15 protein-coding genes are annotated in these 15,318 nt (G+C 69.0%); 13 read left to right on the plus strand and 2 right to left on the minus strand.

What is annotated here, in order from left to right; genetic code table 11:
* Window positions 1-79 precede the first annotated feature (79 nt).
* Complete coding sequence (locus tag ACLJRM_RS23335; RefSeq protein ID WP_101609661.1) at window positions 80-379, plus strand: helix-turn-helix domain-containing protein; 300 nt, start codon at window positions 80-82, stop codon at window positions 377-379.
* A gap of 587 nt (window positions 380-966) precedes the next feature.
* Here the strand turns inward: ACLJRM_RS23335 and ACLJRM_RS23340 are convergent.
* Window positions 967-1,581, minus strand: a complete 615-nt coding sequence (locus tag ACLJRM_RS23340) for a (2Fe-2S)-binding protein (RefSeq protein WP_410664293.1) — start codon at window positions 1,579-1,581, stop codon at window positions 967-969.
* Complete coding sequence (locus ACLJRM_RS23345) at window positions 1,581-2,441, minus strand: putative RNA methyltransferase (RefSeq protein WP_410664294.1); 861 nt, start codon at window positions 2,439-2,441, stop codon at window positions 1,581-1,583. Before ACLJRM_RS23345 ends, ACLJRM_RS23340 begins: the two co-directional genes overlap by 1 nt.
* Window positions 2,442-2,616: 175 nt before the next feature.
* Between ACLJRM_RS23345 and ACLJRM_RS23350 the strand changes: the two genes are divergently transcribed.
* The 12 genes from ACLJRM_RS23350 (at window position 2,617) to ACLJRM_RS23405 (ending at window position 15,310) form a co-directional block, all read left to right on the plus strand.
* Window positions 2,617-4,011, plus strand: a complete 1,395-nt coding sequence (locus ACLJRM_RS23350) for an ammonium transporter (protein WP_168214376.1) — start codon at window positions 2,617-2,619, stop codon at window positions 4,009-4,011.
* Window positions 4,008-4,346, plus strand: coding sequence for a P-II family nitrogen regulator (locus ACLJRM_RS23355; protein WP_020630602.1), 339 nt, complete (start codon window positions 4,008-4,010; stop codon window positions 4,344-4,346). The genes ACLJRM_RS23350 and ACLJRM_RS23355 overlap by 4 nt, the downstream gene beginning before the upstream one ends.
* 9 nt (window positions 4,347-4,355) lie before the next feature.
* Window positions 4,356-6,665: a [protein-PII] uridylyltransferase gene (locus tag ACLJRM_RS23360; protein ID WP_410664295.1), complete on the plus strand. Its 2,310-nt coding sequence runs from the start codon at window positions 4,356-4,358 to the stop codon at window positions 6,663-6,665.
* Between the two features lie 218 nt (window positions 6,666-6,883).
* Window positions 6,884-7,276 carry a hypothetical protein gene (locus tag ACLJRM_RS23365; protein WP_410664329.1) on the plus strand — a complete coding sequence of 131 codons (393 nt, stop codon included), beginning with the start codon at window positions 6,884-6,886 and terminating at the stop codon, window positions 7,274-7,276.
* A gap of 50 nt (window positions 7,277-7,326) precedes the next feature.
* Window positions 7,327-8,193 carry a Ku protein gene (locus ACLJRM_RS23370; protein WP_410664296.1) on the plus strand — a complete coding sequence of 289 codons (867 nt, stop codon included), beginning with the start codon at window positions 7,327-7,329 and terminating at the stop codon, window positions 8,191-8,193.
* Window positions 8,194-8,401: 208 nt separating this feature from the next.
* Window positions 8,402-10,111 carry a pentapeptide repeat-containing protein gene (locus ACLJRM_RS23375; RefSeq protein ID WP_410664297.1) on the plus strand — a complete coding sequence of 570 codons (1,710 nt, stop codon included), beginning with the start codon at window positions 8,402-8,404 and terminating at the stop codon, window positions 10,109-10,111.
* A 78-nt stretch (window positions 10,112-10,189) separates the two neighbouring features.
* On the plus strand, window positions 10,190-11,734 hold the full coding sequence (gene ffh / locus ACLJRM_RS23380; RefSeq protein WP_410664298.1) for a signal recognition particle protein: 1,545 nt from the start codon (window positions 10,190-10,192) through the stop codon (window positions 11,732-11,734).
* Between the two features lie 2 nt (window positions 11,735-11,736).
* On the plus strand, window positions 11,737-12,810 hold the full coding sequence (locus ACLJRM_RS23385; RefSeq protein WP_410664299.1) for an amidohydrolase family protein: 1,074 nt from the start codon (window positions 11,737-11,739) through the stop codon (window positions 12,808-12,810).
* A 45-nt stretch (window positions 12,811-12,855) separates the two neighbouring features.
* Window positions 12,856-13,605 carry a CPBP family intramembrane glutamic endopeptidase gene (locus ACLJRM_RS23390; protein WP_101609653.1) on the plus strand — a complete coding sequence of 250 codons (750 nt, stop codon included), beginning with the start codon at window positions 12,856-12,858 and terminating at the stop codon, window positions 13,603-13,605.
* A 57-nt stretch (window positions 13,606-13,662) separates the two neighbouring features.
* Window positions 13,663-14,469: a CPBP family intramembrane glutamic endopeptidase gene (locus ACLJRM_RS23395; protein WP_101609652.1), complete on the plus strand. Its 807-nt coding sequence runs from the start codon at window positions 13,663-13,665 to the stop codon at window positions 14,467-14,469.
* A 158-nt stretch (window positions 14,470-14,627) separates the two neighbouring features.
* Window positions 14,628-15,074 carry a 30S ribosomal protein S16 gene (rpsP, locus tag ACLJRM_RS23400; protein ID WP_005154724.1) on the plus strand — a complete coding sequence of 149 codons (447 nt, stop codon included), beginning with the start codon at window positions 14,628-14,630 and terminating at the stop codon, window positions 15,072-15,074.
* Window positions 15,071-15,310, plus strand: coding sequence for an RNA-binding protein (locus ACLJRM_RS23405; RefSeq protein WP_003103110.1), 240 nt, complete (start codon window positions 15,071-15,073; stop codon window positions 15,308-15,310). Before rpsP ends, ACLJRM_RS23405 begins: the two co-directional genes overlap by 4 nt.
* Window positions 15,311-15,318: the final 8 nt, after the last annotated feature.

Here is a 15,318-nt window from a genome sequence, read left to right on the forward strand (position 1 = left end):
TCTCGCGCGGCAACGGACGAAGGTCGTTACAGAGGACGAAGCCGTACGAAATCTGGCGAGATCACTCGTCAGGCGTGTGATGGAACTGAACGACGGTGCCACGGTGCAGCGGAAACCGTTGCTGGACGTCACCGAGTACGGCGTCAGATGCCTGCTCGTACCGGTGACGCCGGAACCGCACGATCTGCTCAGCCCGCGCGAGCACGAAGTCGCGCGCATGGTGGGCCGGGGCTATACGAACAAGCAGATCGCCGGCGTACTGGAAATCAGCCTGAACACGGTTTCCGCGCATATGCGCCGGATCTTCACCAAACTGGGGGTCGGTTCCCGGGCGGCGATGGTGGCCGCGTTGACGGGAGAGAATCTCGCCGCGGTGTGATCGGTCCAGGTGGTCGTGAGTGGCGATTCGGGTTATTGAGGGGAAGGTCAAACGTGGCGTGGTCGTGGGTGGGGCCGGTGACGGGGTGAAGGTGTCCTTCGCTGCGTCCGGTGCCGAGTGGTCGTGTCGCGAAAGCCACTTTCGGGAGGTCTGATGTCGCGAAGGTGGCTTTCGCGACGTCCCGGGAGGCTGGTGTGGCCTTCATGGTGGCGTTGTGGCTGGACCCAAGGTGAACGAAGGCGTGACTCGCGTGATTGGAGCCGGATCTCGCGTGATCAGAAGGCGAACTCCGTGATCGTCGCCCGATCACGCGTGATCCGGCTCCAAGCACACGTGATCCGTCTCTGATCACACGGCCGGCACTTCCAGCCCCGGCCAGGAACAGCGTCACCGAGGACAACAGGGTCGTGAAAGCCACGTTCCCAACCTTCACCGTTGCGAACGAGGCTTTCACCACACCCACCCCACGACCGACACCGAAAACGGCACGAGCACGCCACGTTTGCCCTTCTCCTCAACAGAACACGAATCGCCACTCACGACCACCCGGACCGACGCGTTCCGGCACTTTGGCCACGGACCGGCCTCTAACCGAGAGCGGCCCGAAGGCGCCGGTCCCGTTCCTCCGGGGTCTGCCGGGGGCAACTGGTGCACTTCGGATTTCCCGCTTCGTAGATCAGGCAGCAGGAAGCACGGCGCACCACGGTGTTCCGCCCGATGCGGGAGAACCGCGGCTCCGGCATCCCGAGCCCGATCGCGGTCACGAGCGGGGCCGCCAGCGCGATCGCCCGTTCGGTGTCGCCGGTCCACAGGAGGCGGTTGCCGATCGAATCCGTCGCGATCGCGCCCAGTGCGCGCGGATTCGCCCCCGTGACGTCCGAGATGGTGCCGATCGCCGTGCCCAGTGCCCCGGCGAACGCTTCGCCGAGTTCGGCCAGACCGCCGGAAAGGACCCGTGACGACCGCGCGCCGGTGAAGCGGCCGTCCGGGACGAGGTCGATGGTGACGGCGTCGAGCGACGGATCCAACGGCTCACCCCGCACGAGCGACTCGACTGACGGCGCCACGAGGACCGAGGAGAGCGAGTACCACCAGATCGTGCCGAGGACCTCGGGCCGGGAACAGCCGTAGAGCTTGGCGGCGCCGCCGATGCGGGCGCTGACCCAGGCCGCGTCGGCGAGCAGGGTCGCGGGCGCCTCCATCAGGGCACCGGCCGGTACAGCGTGACGCTGAACGACGTGGTGACGTCCACCGACTCGGCGATCGCGTCGAGCCGCTCGCGGCGTCCGTCGCGGTGGAGGTGGTGCGCGCTCGGGCCCATCTCGACGACCTGGCGGATCTGGGCGGGCGACAGTGTCACCCGTTCGGTGACATCGCGCCGGTCCACCCGGCCGAAACGCTCGCCGAGGGTTTCCTCCAGCCGCGCGTCCTTGCCGCCGTCGACGGAGATCACCAGGTCGCCCAACTCCCGGAGATGCCCGGGGTTCGGCGTCGCGACGACCAGCAGCCCGTCCGCGGTCAGGACTCGATGGAACTGTGAGGCGTTGCGGGGCGCGAAGACGTTGAGGATCAGCGACGCGCTCGAGTCCGCCACCGGCCAGGGCTCCCACAGATTCCACACGGCCGCGCCCGCGCGCGCGTGTGCGCGAGCGGCCCGGCGCAGGGCGACGGCGGAGACGTCGAGCGCCAGCCCGTGCGCGGCGGGGACGGCCTCGAGCACGTGCGCGAGGTAGTACCCCGTGCCCGCGCCGGCGTCGATGATCAGCCCGTCCTGTAGGTGCTCTGAAGCCACCTTCGCGAGTGCGTCGGCGAGAGGGAGATAGACACCCGAAGCGAGGAGGTCGACGCGAGCCGCGACCATCGGCGCGGTGTCCGCCGTGCCCGCGGGGATGCGCGCGTGCAGAAGATTGACGTACCCCTGCTTCGCTACGTCGAACGAGTGGCCACGTTCACAACGCACCGTGTGCTCGATTGCCCCGACCGGGTCACCGCAGAGCGAACACCGCAGTGACCGGACGATCTCCGGTGGCAGCGGGTGATTGCCGGATGCACGTGCGTTCATGGGGCTATTCGACCACGACGTTTCGCAACCGGACAGAACGCACCAGGTCTGCGGAAACCTGGACGTAACAACGCCGCACCGACAGTTCACGCGGGTGAAACCTGAATCGCCGCCCGAGGAAACACCCCGGTCCAAAAATTCCTGCGCAGTACACCCCAGGCACGGGAGGAAGATTGTGCTGAACGCAGGAGACACGGCATGGGTACTGATCAGCGCCGCGCTGGTCATGCTCATGACACCGGGATTGGCGTTCTTCTACGGCGGCATGGTCCGCGCGAAGAGCGTTTTGAACATGTTGATGATGAACTTCATCGCGCTCGCCGTCGTCGGTGTCCTCTGGACGCTGTACGGCTTCACGATGGCGTTCGGCAACGATATCGGCGGAGGGTTGCTCGGTAACTTCGACTTCGCCGGTCTCTCGAACATCTCCGGCAAACTCGCCGGGTTCGCGACCGCCGCGACCGACACCGCGCCCGAGGTCGCCTGGCCCGGCGCGGACGGGCTGCCGCTGTTCGCCTTCGTGATGTTCCAGCTGATGTTCGCGATCATCACGCCCGCACTGATCTCCGGCGCCATCGCCGACCGAGCCAAGTTCTGGGGCTGGACGCTGTTCGTCGCGGTGTGGGTGACCATCGTGTACTTCCCGGTGGCGCACTGGGTGTTCTCGTTCAACGGCTTCATCGGCGCCGATTCGGTCGGCGGCTGGATCGCCAACCAGCTCAAGGCACTCGACTTCGCGGGCGGTACCGCGGTCCACATCAACGCCGGCGCGGCCGGTCTGGCGCTGGCGATCGTGCTCGGCAAGCGCAAGGGCTGGCCGAAGGGCACCGGACGTCCGCACAACGTGCCGTTCGTGCTTCTGGGTGCCGCGTTGCTGTGGTTCGGCTGGTACGGCTTCAACGCCGGTTCGTCGCTGGCCGCCAACGACCTCGCCGCCGTCGCGTTCACCAACACCACCGTCGCGACCGCGGCCGCCATCCTCGGCTGGCTGATCATCGAGCAGATCAAGATCGGCAAGCCGACCACGCTGGGTGCCGCTTCCGGTGCCGTCGCGGGTCTCGTCGCGATCACCCCGGCGGCCGGGTTCGTCAGCCCGCTGGGTGCCATCGCCATCGGCCTCATCGCCGGTGCCCTGTGCGCCCTGGCGATCAGCCTCAAGTTCCGCTTCGGTTTCGACGACTCCCTCGACGTCGTCGGCGTCCACCTCGTGGGTGGTCTGGTCGGTACGCTGCTCATCGGCTTCTTCGGCACCACCAGCGTCAACTCGCTCGGCGTCGACGGCCTGTTCTACGGCGGCGGCCTCGGCCAGCTCGGCAAGCAGGCGCTCGCGGCGGCCGTGGTCCTCGGCTACTCGTTCGTGCTCACCTTCGTCATCGGCTGGGTGATCAAGAAGCTCGGCGGGTTCCGCGTCAGCGCGGAGGACGAGGTCAGTGGTATCGATGAGGCCCAGCACGCGGAGAGCGCGTACGACTTCACCGGTTCGGGCGGCGGCCTCGGCCAGCCGACCAGCATCCCGGTCAAGGCGCCCACCGGCAACGCGGCCACGAAACTCGAGGAGAGCAAGGCATGAAGCTGATCACCGCGATCGTCAAGCCGTTCACGCTCGACGACGTCCGTTCCGCGCTGGAACAGCTGGGCGTGCTCGGCATGACGGTCAGCGAGGTGCAGGGCTACGGCAGGCAGAAGGGCCACACCGAGGTCTACCGGGGAGCGGAGTACTCCGTGGACTTCGTGGCGAAGCTGCGGGTGGAGGTCGTCACCGACGACTCCAACGTCGAGAAGGTCCTCGACGCGATCACCACGGCCGCCCACACCGGAAAGATCGGTGACGGGAAGATCTGGGTGACGCCGGTCGAGACGGTGATCCGGGTACGAACCGGCGAACGCGGCTCGGACGCCCTATAGGCGTCAGGGATGGCTGACGGGGGTGAGCTGGTCAAGGCCACCGAGCGATTGCTCGAGGGCAGGCACGGGAGGCTGGGGGCGGCCGCGCTGCGGGCGGCCCTGGTCGATCTCTACGAATTCTGGTTGGGCAAGGGCGCCGCGGCGGCCGGCGTCGACACCGCTGAACCCGGTGTCGCGCTGGCCGCCGTGGGCGGCCTGGGGCGCCGGGAACTGGTGCCCTTCTCCGACCTCGACCTGTTGTTGCTGCACAACGGCAACTCCCGCGTCGGTGAGATCGCCGACGCGATCTGGTACCCGTTGTGGGACGCCAAAATCGGCCTCGACCACTCGGTCCGCACACCGGGCGAGGCGCTGAAAGTGGCGTCCGAGGACCTGCGGACCGCGATGGGGCTGCTCGACATCCGCCATATCGCCGGGGACGCCGAGATCACCGCAAGGCTGGCGGCCGCGGCGCGGGACGAGTGGCGGCGGACGGCCAGGAAGCGGGTCGGCGAGCTGTCGGACGCGGTGCGTCAGCGCTGGGCCCGCAGTGGCGAGATCGCGCAGTCCGCCGAGCCCGATCTCAAGCACGGCCGGGGAGGGCTTCGTGACTTCGCCGTTTTGGAAGCGTTGGCGGCGGCACAGCTGACGGCGAGGCCCGGCGAGGAACTGCTGGAGGCCAAGAGCCTGCTGCTCGACGTCCGGACCGAACTGCGCAAGGAACTGCGCCGGGAGCGCGACATCCTCAGCGCGCCGGAGGCCGAGACGGTCGCGGGCGAACTCGGCTTCGGCGATCGGTTCACCTTGGCGCGCAAGCTTTCCGGTGTCGGGCGGACGATCGCGTACGCGGTCGACGTCGCCCTCCGGTCCACTGTGGAACCACCCAGGGCACGATTCGGGCGGCGGCCGGTGCGGACGCCGCTCGACGAAGGTGTGGTCCTGCACGGGAACGAGGTCGCGCTGGCGCGGGACGCGGTGCCCGCCAAGGATCCGGCGCTGCTGCTGCGGGTCGCCGCCGCGTCGGCCCGGATCCGGAAGCCGATTTCGCACGGGACCCTGCGGGCGCTCGCCGAAACGGCGCCGGAACTGCGCGCGCCGTGGCCCGCCGACGCCCTCAAGGCACTGGTGGAGCTGCTCGGAGCGGGCGAAGGACTCGTCGACGCCGTCGAAGCGCTCGATCGGACAGGTCTCTGGGCACGGTTGTTCCCCGAATGGGGGGCGGTGCGGGATCTCCCGCCGAGGTCGCCGGTGCACTCGTGGACCGTCGACCGGCATCTCGTGCGCGCCGCGGTGGAGGCGTCGAAACTGACGACCACCGTTTCGCGGCCGGATCTGTTGCTGATCGGCGCGCTGTTGCACGACATCGGCAAGGGCCGGGACGCGGACCATTCCGAACTCGGCGCGAAGATCAGTGCCCAGGTGGCGGCCCGGCTCGGGCTGTCGGAGCCTGACGTGGCACTGGTGTCGGCGATGGTGCGGCATCACCTGCTGCTCCCGCATACCGCGACGCGGCGGGACATCAGCGATCCGGCCACGATCCAGCGGGTGACGAAGACCCTCGACGAGAACCTGGTCCTGCTGGAGTTGCTGCACGCGCTGACGACGGCCGATTCGCTGGCCACCGGACCGGGCGTGTGGACCGACTGGAAGGCCCGCCTGCTCGCCGAACTCGTGTCCGGTTGCGAAGAGGCGTTGCACGGCAAGGGTTTCCTCCCGCCGGAGCCGATGGGCGCCGAGCAACGGGAACTCGTCGCCGAGGCCGTCGCGTCCGGCCGCGGCGAGGTGCGGATCACCGCCGCGGGCAAGGTCGTGACCGTGGTGCTCGCGGTCCCGGCCCGTGCCGAACTGCTGGCTCCCGCCGCGGGTGTGCTCGCGCTGAACTCACTGGAGGTCCACGCGGCGGTGCTGCGCGGGCACGACGGGGGACGGGCGGGGGTGTTCACCGCGTCGCCGAAGTTCGGCTCGCTGCCCGACGTCACGTTGCTGCGTGAGCAGTTCGCCAGGGCGGTGGCCGGGACGATGCCGCTGACCCAGCGGCTCGCGGCGAAGGAACGGGACTACGGCGAGACTCCCACCGCGAACGCGAAGGTGATCTGGTTCGACGACGAGACCAGCGGGCAGGACACGGTCGTGGTCGAGCTGCGGGCCGCGAACCGGATCGGGCTCCTGTACCGGGTCGCGGGCGCGCTGCGGCGCTGCGAGGCCGAGGTGCGCTGGGCGAAGGTGGCCACCCTCGGCGGCGCGGTCGTCGACTCGTTCGCCGTCGCGCCGCGGACCGGCCGGGTCGACCAGGCGTGGCGGTCGAAGATCGAAGCCGCGCTGCTGGCCGCGGCTTCCTGATCGGAAAGTGGTGACGACTTCTTTATTCGTGCTGTGATCCGGCCCGTGCCACGAATCCATCCACCTCGGACCCCTTGTCCGGCAAGGGTTTCGGGTTTCGGAACGGCGCCTTCCGGTTATGGCGGGCACGGTGAACGGGGTGTCGCGCGAAGGGCGGAGGGTGGCGGTGGCAGGATGTGCGCGGTCGAGACCCGAAGGATCCGGAGGGCGGTGAGCGCGTGCTGGGTCACGAGCAGAACCCGCCAGGGCCGCAGCGGCTCACGCTGCCGCCGACCGTCGTCGCCTCCCACTTCCGGGCCTGCGCGGACGACCTCGCCGTCTCGCTGACCGCGTCCGGTACCGCCGCGACCGTGCCCGAACTGCTCAAGGTGGTGCGGCACCTCGTCGCGGGCCAGCAGGCCTTGGCCATCGCGCTCGAGGGCATGGCGGGCCGGGTCGAGGTCGGGGGAGAAGGCGTGCTGGCCACCGCCAGGACGATCGATGTCGAGGTTGTTGCGGAAGTACTCCGAGCGGCCGCCACCGCTGTAGGCTGTTCGGCCGAAGCACTCGCCGAGTCGCGGCCGTCATTCGAATGTGTGAGCGAATCAGTCGCCCCTGACACCCGTTTGTAGCTGTCCCGCCGCTTCGGCCCGTGGATACGCTGACCAGGCGGAGGTGGGCCATGCGGGCGGTGTGGAAAGGCACGATCGGATTCGGGACCTACGCCATTCCGGTGAAGGCGTACAGCGCGACCGAAGAGCACAACGTCCCCCTCCACCAGGTGCACGAGCCGGACGGCGGCCGGGTGCGGGTGAAGTGGGTCTGCGAGGTCGACGGCGCCGAGGTGCCCGCGGCCGAGATCGCCAAGGGCCACCCCGTTCCCAACGGCGACGTCGTCCTGCTGACCGGCGGTGACTTCGCTTCGTTGCTCGCGCCGACCACCCAGTCGATGGACGTCGTCGGCTTCACCCCGGCCGAGCAGGTCGACTCGATGTACTTCGCGCGCAGCTACTACCTCGAACCCGAGCCCTCGGGTACCAAGCCGTACGTGCTGTTGAGCGAGGCGCTGCAGCAGTCCGGGCGGATCGCGATCGTGAAGGTGACGCTGAGGCAGCGCGAAACGCTGGGCGCGCTGCGCGTGCGGGACCAGGTGATCCTGCTCGAGACGATGCTGTGGCCCGACGAGATCCGGCGGCCCGACTTCCCGTTCCTGCACGAGGACGTCGACCTGCGGCGCGGGGAGCTGCGGAACGCGGTCTCGCTGATCGAAGACCTCACGCAGGACTTCGACCCCGGCCGGTACACCGATCGCTACCGGGAAGCGCTCGAAGCGCTCATCCAGGCCAAGCTGGACGGCGACGACGTCCTCCAGCCGACCGCCGCCGAACAGGCGGAGGGCGTGACGCGGCTACTGGCGGCTCTGCAGCGAAGCGCGGTCGAGGCCGACCGCGCGCCTGTGGAGAAGGCCAAGGAGGCGGCGGACAAGGCACGTCAGGCGCGGACGCGGGCGAAGAGGGCTTCGTCGGCGTCGTCGGCCAAGACCAGTTGAGTAGTTCTACCCAGGGGTAGTTGGGGGTCTTCACGCTGCCGTGACCCCGCGGTGACCGGGCATTGTTATGCCATCGCGCGGCGAGAGCGCGGGCAGCGAATCGCCTGGTACTGGGGGTCCGGCGATACGAAGTCCCGCGAAGCTCGCCAAGTGTGCTTACGGTCGGCTCGCGGGGAGGCGAGCCTTCCGTAGGGGCTCCGGTACCGGTTTGCGAGGGGCGACCGGTCCCGGAGCCCTGTTTTGCGTTAGGAAGGTCGCCATGGGCGAAGCCTGGGCAGCGTGTGGTCTCGAGGGCTGTCGTGGTGTGCGGATCGGTGACTTCGATCGCTGCCTGGCGCATCTTCATCCGACCCACCAGGACCGCTACTTCGACGGTCTCGCCGCGGGTTCCGATGTCCATCTGAGCGGCACCACGTTGTCCGGCGACCTCCTGCGACGCCTCATCGGAGCGGTGGGCAGGCGGTTCGGATGGGCCGATTTCGGCGAGGTGAGATTCGAAAGCACCGTTCAGTTCGAGGCGGTCTCCTTCGACACCGGCGCTTCCTTTCACAAAGCGGTCTTCCTCGACAGCGCGTGGTTCGAAGGCGTCAGATTCCCGGACGCCACTTTCGAAGGCGCGGAATTCGTCGGCGACGTGAGGTTCGACCGCGCGAGCTTCCGTACCGTTCCGTTCAAGGACGTGACCTTTCACCGCCATGCCCGGTTCGATGGCGCCGCGTTCGATGAGCGCGCCGACTTCCAGGGAACGGCCTTCGGCGGCCGGACATCGTTCCGCGCGGTGGTTTTCGGGGGCGAGGCCTGGTTCGTCACCGACGGCGGCTTCACTGGCGACGCCCGATTCGACGAGGCTCACTTCCACGGGCGGGCCAATTTCGACATGCAGGTGTTCAAAGGGGCCGCGAATTTCGGCCGCGCGAAGTTCGAAGCGGACGCCAGGTTCGAAGGCGCGCGTTTCCTCGGGCGTGCCGGATTCGAGAACGCCGAGTTCGGCGGAGAAGCCACCTTCAGGGAGGCTGCGGCGAGCGAGGTGGCGAGCTTCGCCGGGGCGGACTTCCAGGCCACGGAGTACTTCGGGCCGATCACGGCGAAAACGCTGAACCTCGGGCACGCCACCTTCGGCAAGCGAGTGTCCATCGAGGCCGACGTGCGCGAGATGGACTGCGCCGAGACGACGTTCGAGGGCGGGGTCAGCCTCGCAGTTTCCCGCGGCGCGCTGGATCTGGACCGCGTGGTGTTCGGCAAGCCCTCGACCGTCATCGCCGCTTCCGGCGCCTCGGTGACGTCGATCAGCGGGACGGATGTCGCCGATCTGGTGCTCACGGACGTGGACCTCGCGCGATGCGAGTTCGCGGGCGCGCACCACCTGGACAAACTGCGCCTGGAAGGCGACTGCCGGTTCGCCACCAGACGAAGACGTCAGGTCCTCGCCGAGGAACAGGCGTGGCGACGCGACCGGAACGCTCCCGTCGGCCCCCGCCGCATCGCCGACCTCTACCGCCAGCTCCGCAAGGCGCAGGAGGACAGCAAGAACGAACCCGGCGCCGCCGACTTCTACTACGGCGAGATGGAGATGCGCCGCCACAGCCCGGCCACCCCCTGGTCCGAGCGCTTCATCCTCCACCTCTACTGGCTCATCTCCGGTTACGGCCTTCGCGCCCTCAGAGCCCTCACGACCCTGGCGGTCCTTGTCGTGCTGGCAAGCGTCGGCTTCCGGCTAGGCGGCTTCAAGACCACGCCCGCCTTCGGGGACACCCTCATCTATGTCGCCCAGAGCACCGTTTCGCTGGAAACGAAACTGACGTCGCTGCCCAAGGAGCTGACGCCGTTCGGCGAGGTCGTGCGGCTGGTCATGCGCGTCCTCGGGCCCCTGCTGCTCGGCCTGACCCTGCTGGCCGTCCGCAACCGCGTCAAACGCTGACCCCGGACACCGACTACCCTGGGAAGCCGCCGGTTCGTACCGGCACGCCACAACGACCCAGCTGGAGCGTGCACACCCGTGTTCGACACCCTCTCCGATCGGCTCACGTCCGCCCTGCAGACCCTGTCTCGCAAGGGCAGGCTCTCCGACGCCGACATCGACGCCACCGCGCGCGAGATCCGTATCGCGCTGCTCGAGGCGGATGTCGCGCTGTCGGTGGTCAAGGACTTCATCGCCCGGATCAAGGAACGCGCCAAGGGCGCCGAGGTGCACGGCGCGCTGAACCCGGCGCAGCAGGTCATCAAGATCGTCAACGAGGAACTCGTCACCATCCTCGGCGGCGAGACCAGGCGGCTCACGTTCGCGAAGAACCCGCCGACGGTGATCATGCTCGCGGGTCTGCAGGGTGCCGGTAAGACCACCCTCGCCGGAAAGCTCGCGCTCTGGCTGAAGAAGCAGGGCCACGCGCCGCTGCTGGTCGCCTGTGACCTCCAGCGCCCCAACGCGGTCACCCAGCTGCAGGTCGTCGGCGAGCGGGCCGGGGTCACCACGTTCGCGCCCGAGCCCGGCAACGGCGTCGGCGACCCGGTCGACGTCGCCCGCCGCGCCATCGACGAAGCCAAGCGCGCCCAGCACGACATCGTCCTCGTCGACACCGCCGGCCGTCTCGGCGTCGACGAAGAGCTGATGAAGCAGGCCGCGGACATCCGCGACGCCGTTTCGCCGGACGAGACGCTGTTCGTCGTCGACGCGATGATCGGTCAGGACGCGGTCACCACGGCCGAGGCGTTCCGTGACGGCGTCGGGTTCACCGGCGTCGTGCTCACCAAGCTCGACGGTGACGCCCGCGGTGGTGCCGCGCTGTCGGTCCGCCAGGTCACCGGCCAGCCGATCCTGTTCGCGTCCAACGGTGAGAAGCTCGAGGACTTCGACCTCTTCCACCCGGACCGGATGGCCAGCCGGATCCTCGGCATGGGTGACGTGCTCAGCCTCATCGAGCAGGCCGAGCAGCATTTCGACCAGGAGAAGGCCGAGCAGACCGCGGCCAAGCTCGGCAGTGGCCAGCTCACCCTGGAGGACTTCCTCGAGCAGATGCTCGCGGTCCGCAAGATGGGCCCGATCGGCAACCTGCTCGGCATGCTGCCCGGCGCCGGGCAGATGAAGGACCAGCTCGCCCAGGTCGACGACAAGCAACTCGACAAGCTGCAGGCGATCATCCGCGGGATGACCCCCGCCGAGCGCGACGACCCGAAGATCATCAACGCCTCCCGCCGGATCCGGATCTCCAAGGGCTCGGGCGTCGCCATCCGCGACGTCAACGACCTGGTCAACCGGTTCTTCGAGGCGCGCAAGATGATGGCGCAGATGGCCGGCCGGTTCGGCTTCGGCGGCGCGGGCGGCGGAAGCAAGAACCGCAAGGGCAAGAAGGGGAAGAAGGGGAAGGGGCGCGGCCCCACGCAGCCCAAGGTCCGCGGTGGCTTCCCCGGTGGCATGCCGATGCTGCCCCCGGGCGGGATGCCCGGCGGCCCCGGTGGCGGGATGCCCGACCTCTCCCAGCTCGGCGGGATGAACGACGTACCGGGCTTCGACCCCAAGAAGTTCAAGTTCCCGAAGGACAAGTAGCCGTGGAGGCTCTGCATCTGGCGGGCGTCGTCCTGCCGGACGGCGAGCACCGTGAGCTGTGGATCACCGGCGGCCGCGTCAGCACCGAACCGGTCGCCGGTGCGGAAACCGTTGTCCGGGAAGGTTTTCTCGTTCCCGGACTGGTCGACGCGCACTGCCACCCCGGCATCGGGGTCGGCGGGGCGACCACCCTCGAAGAGGCCGCCGAGCAGGCGATCGTCGACCGCGACGCCGGGACGCTGCTGATCCGCGACTGCGGGCTGCCGATCGACGTCCGGCCGCTGCAGGCCCGAGCCGATCTGCCGCGGATCATCCGCGCCGGACGGCATCTCGCCCTGCGCAAGCGCTACATCCCCGGCCTCGGCATCGAACTCGAAGACCCGTCCGAGCTGCCGAAGGCGGTCGCCGAACAGGCCCGTGACGGCGACGGCTGGGTCAAGCTCGTCGGGGACTGGATCGACCGCGGCGTCGGCGACCTCGCGCCCCTGTGGCCTGACGACGTCCTCGCCGAGGCCATCGCCGTCGCGCACGCCGAGGGCGCCAAGGTGACGGCGCACGTCTTCGGCCAGGCCGCGCTGCCGGGGCTGATCAACGCGGGCATCGACTGCCTCGAACACGGCACGGAACTCACGCCGGACCAGCTGGGCGTCCTCGCCGAACGCGGGATCGCGCTCGTGCCGACGCTGATCAACATCGAGAACTTTCCCGGTATCGCCGAAAAAGCGGGCAAGTACCCGGTGTACGCCGACCACATGCGCGCGCTGCACGCCGGCGTCGGCGAGATGGTCTCGACGGCGATCGAGGCGGGCGTCCGGGTGTACGCCGGCAGCGACGCGGGCGGCATGGTCGAGCACGGCAGGCTCGTCGACGAGATCGAGGCGCTGCACAAGGCGGGGATGTCCGCCGAGCAGGCGCTCGCTTCGGCTTCGTGGGCGGCTCGCGAGTGGCTCGGCGTACCCGGGATCGTCGACGGCGCTTCGGCCGATCTGCTCGTCTACCCGTCCGACCCGCGCGAAGACCTCGCGGTGCTCCGGCATCCGAGCCACATCGTCTTGCGTGGCAAGATCTACGCCTGACCCGACTCCACCAGTGACCGGAGCGGTACCTAGCGTGGAGGCGTGGTGGACGACGGGCAGGCTCGCGAGCGTTTGGTGCTCGGAGCGCACTGGGGGTTCGTAGCGTTCTTCGCGGGCATCGCCGGATACCACCTCGTCACGCTCGTCATGAGCTTCGTGATGTCGGGTCGCTTCGGCGGTTACGACCCTCTCGAACTCCGTGACGTCGGCCCGCTGCTGATCCTCGCGTTCCTGCCGACCCTCGTGCTCGGTCTCGGCCCCGTGATCGGCTCGCAGCACTGGGGACGGGGACTCCGCACGGATTTCGGGCTCAAGCCCACCTGGCGCGACGTCCGGATCGGCCTCGCCTGCGGAGCGGCCGCGCTCGCCGCCGGGTACCTCCTCAACCTGCTCCTGCTGGCCGTCTACGGGACCGACGGCGCCGACAGGACGATCTCCGACGTCTCGCCCGGGCCGATCACCGAGCTGTCCGGAACCACCGGCGGCGACACCGTCTGGCTGGTACTGGCCGCGGTCATCGTCGTCCTCGCCGCCCCGGTCACCGAGGAACTGCTCTTCCGCGGCACGCTCTGGAACGCGATGGGCTTCCACCGCCTGCCCTCGTGGGTGATCCTGCTGGTCACCGCGCTGGTGTTCGCCCAGTTGCACGGGGAGGCCGCGCGCACGATCGCGCTGTTCGGCCAGGGGATCGCGATCGGCCTGGCCCGCTATCTCTCCGGCAGGGTGAGCGCGGCCGTCATCGCGCACGCGGCCAACAACCTCCCACCGGCTGTATTGCTCTTCGCGGCGAGGTGATCGCCGGTCCGGGCGGCTAGAGTCTGTGAGTAACCGAACGATCACCGGAGGATCGGCGTGACCGTATCTCAGCCCAGGGAGCCGATCCCCGAGGCCGCGCCGCCGGACGAACTCGCTGCCGGAGGTGAGGTGGCCGCCCCCGGTACGCCACTGCCGCATCGTTGGGGATTCGGGGCCTTCCTCTTGGTGGAGGCCGTTCTCCTCGCGTCGGCGGCGTTCATCAGCGTCCTGCTCGGCGACGTGCAGCCCGGCCAGCCCTTGCCGATGCGCATGGTGCTGCTGGGCACGATGGTGCCGACGATGGTCGCGGCCGGGGTCGCGCTGCTGATCACCCGGCTCCGCGGCAACGGCCCGTTCGCCGATCTCCGGATCGGCTGGAGCTGGGCCGACGTCAAGGTCGGGCTCAAACTCGGGGTGCTCGGACTCGGGTTCACCTCGCTCGCCGCCTGGGCCTGGACGCAGGTCGTGGGCAACGAGAACGCGACTTCGGCGATCAGCGCGCTCGTCGAGGACCGCCGGATGTCGGTGTCGGCGGCCGTCGTGATGTTCATCTACCTGTGGCTGGTCGGGCCGATCTGCGAGGAGATCATCTACCGCGGTCTCCTGTGGGGCGCCGTCGAGCGGTTGCAGTGGCGCACCGAACGCTGGGGGAGGATCGCGGCGTTCCTGGTCTCCACGGCCGTTTTCGCGGCGAGCCACCTCGAGCCGCTGCGCACCACGTTGCTGCTGGTGATCGCGATCCCGATCGGGCTCGCCAGGGTGTTCACCGGGCGATTGCTCGGCAGCGTGGTCGCCCACCAGGTGAACAACTTCCTCCCGGCCGTGACGATCCTGCTCGCCTCGCTTGGGATAGCCGCGTTCTGACGGCCGTCCGGCGTCTGGCAGAATGTACGCTTGCCTGCTTTGGCCGGACCCTCTCACCGCGCCCGAGCTCCGGACCTTCGGGTGTGCGTAGCCGTTCCCCACTCGGCTCTCGTACGCCTTCCACATGCATCAGAGAGAACTGAGGAGTACCCACACCCGTGGCCGTCAAGATCAAGCTTCAGCGTCTCGGCAAGATCCGTGCGCCGTACTACCGCATCATCGTCGCCGACGCGCGCACCCGCCGTGATGGCAAGGCCATCGAGACGATCGGCAAGTACCACCCGAAGGAAGAGCCGAGCTTCATCGAGGTCGACACCGAGCGGGCCCAGCACTGGCTGTCCGTCGGTGCCCAGCCGACCGAGCCGGTCCAGCGCATCCTCGAGATCACCGGTGACTGGCAGAAGTTCAAGGGCCTGCCGGGCGCCGAGGGCACCCTGAAGGTCGCCGAGCCGAAGCCGTCGAAGCAGGACCTGTTCAACGCCGCGCTCGCCGCCGCCGGTGACTCGGCCTCCGCCGAGGCCACCACGCCGAAGAAGAAGTCCGCCCCGAAGAAGGCCGAAGCCGACAAGGCCGAGGCCGCCGAGGGTGACAAGGCCGAGGCGTGAGTTTCCTCGCTGACTCCCTCGAGCACCTGGTGCGCGGGATCGTCGACAACCCGGACGAGGTCCGGGTCGAGCTGCTGACCACACGTCGTGGCCGGACGCTCGAGGTGCACGTGCACCCCGACGACCTCGGCAAGGTGATCGGCCGGGGCGGTCGTACCGCGACCGCCCTGCGCACCGTCATGGGCGGCATCGGTGGCCGCGGCGTCCGCGTGGACGTCGTCGACACCGATCGCTGACCAAGGAC

This window comes from Amycolatopsis sp. lyj-84, from assembly GCF_046549075.1.
Lineage (GTDB): Bacteria > Actinomycetota > Actinomycetes > Mycobacteriales > Pseudonocardiaceae > Amycolatopsis.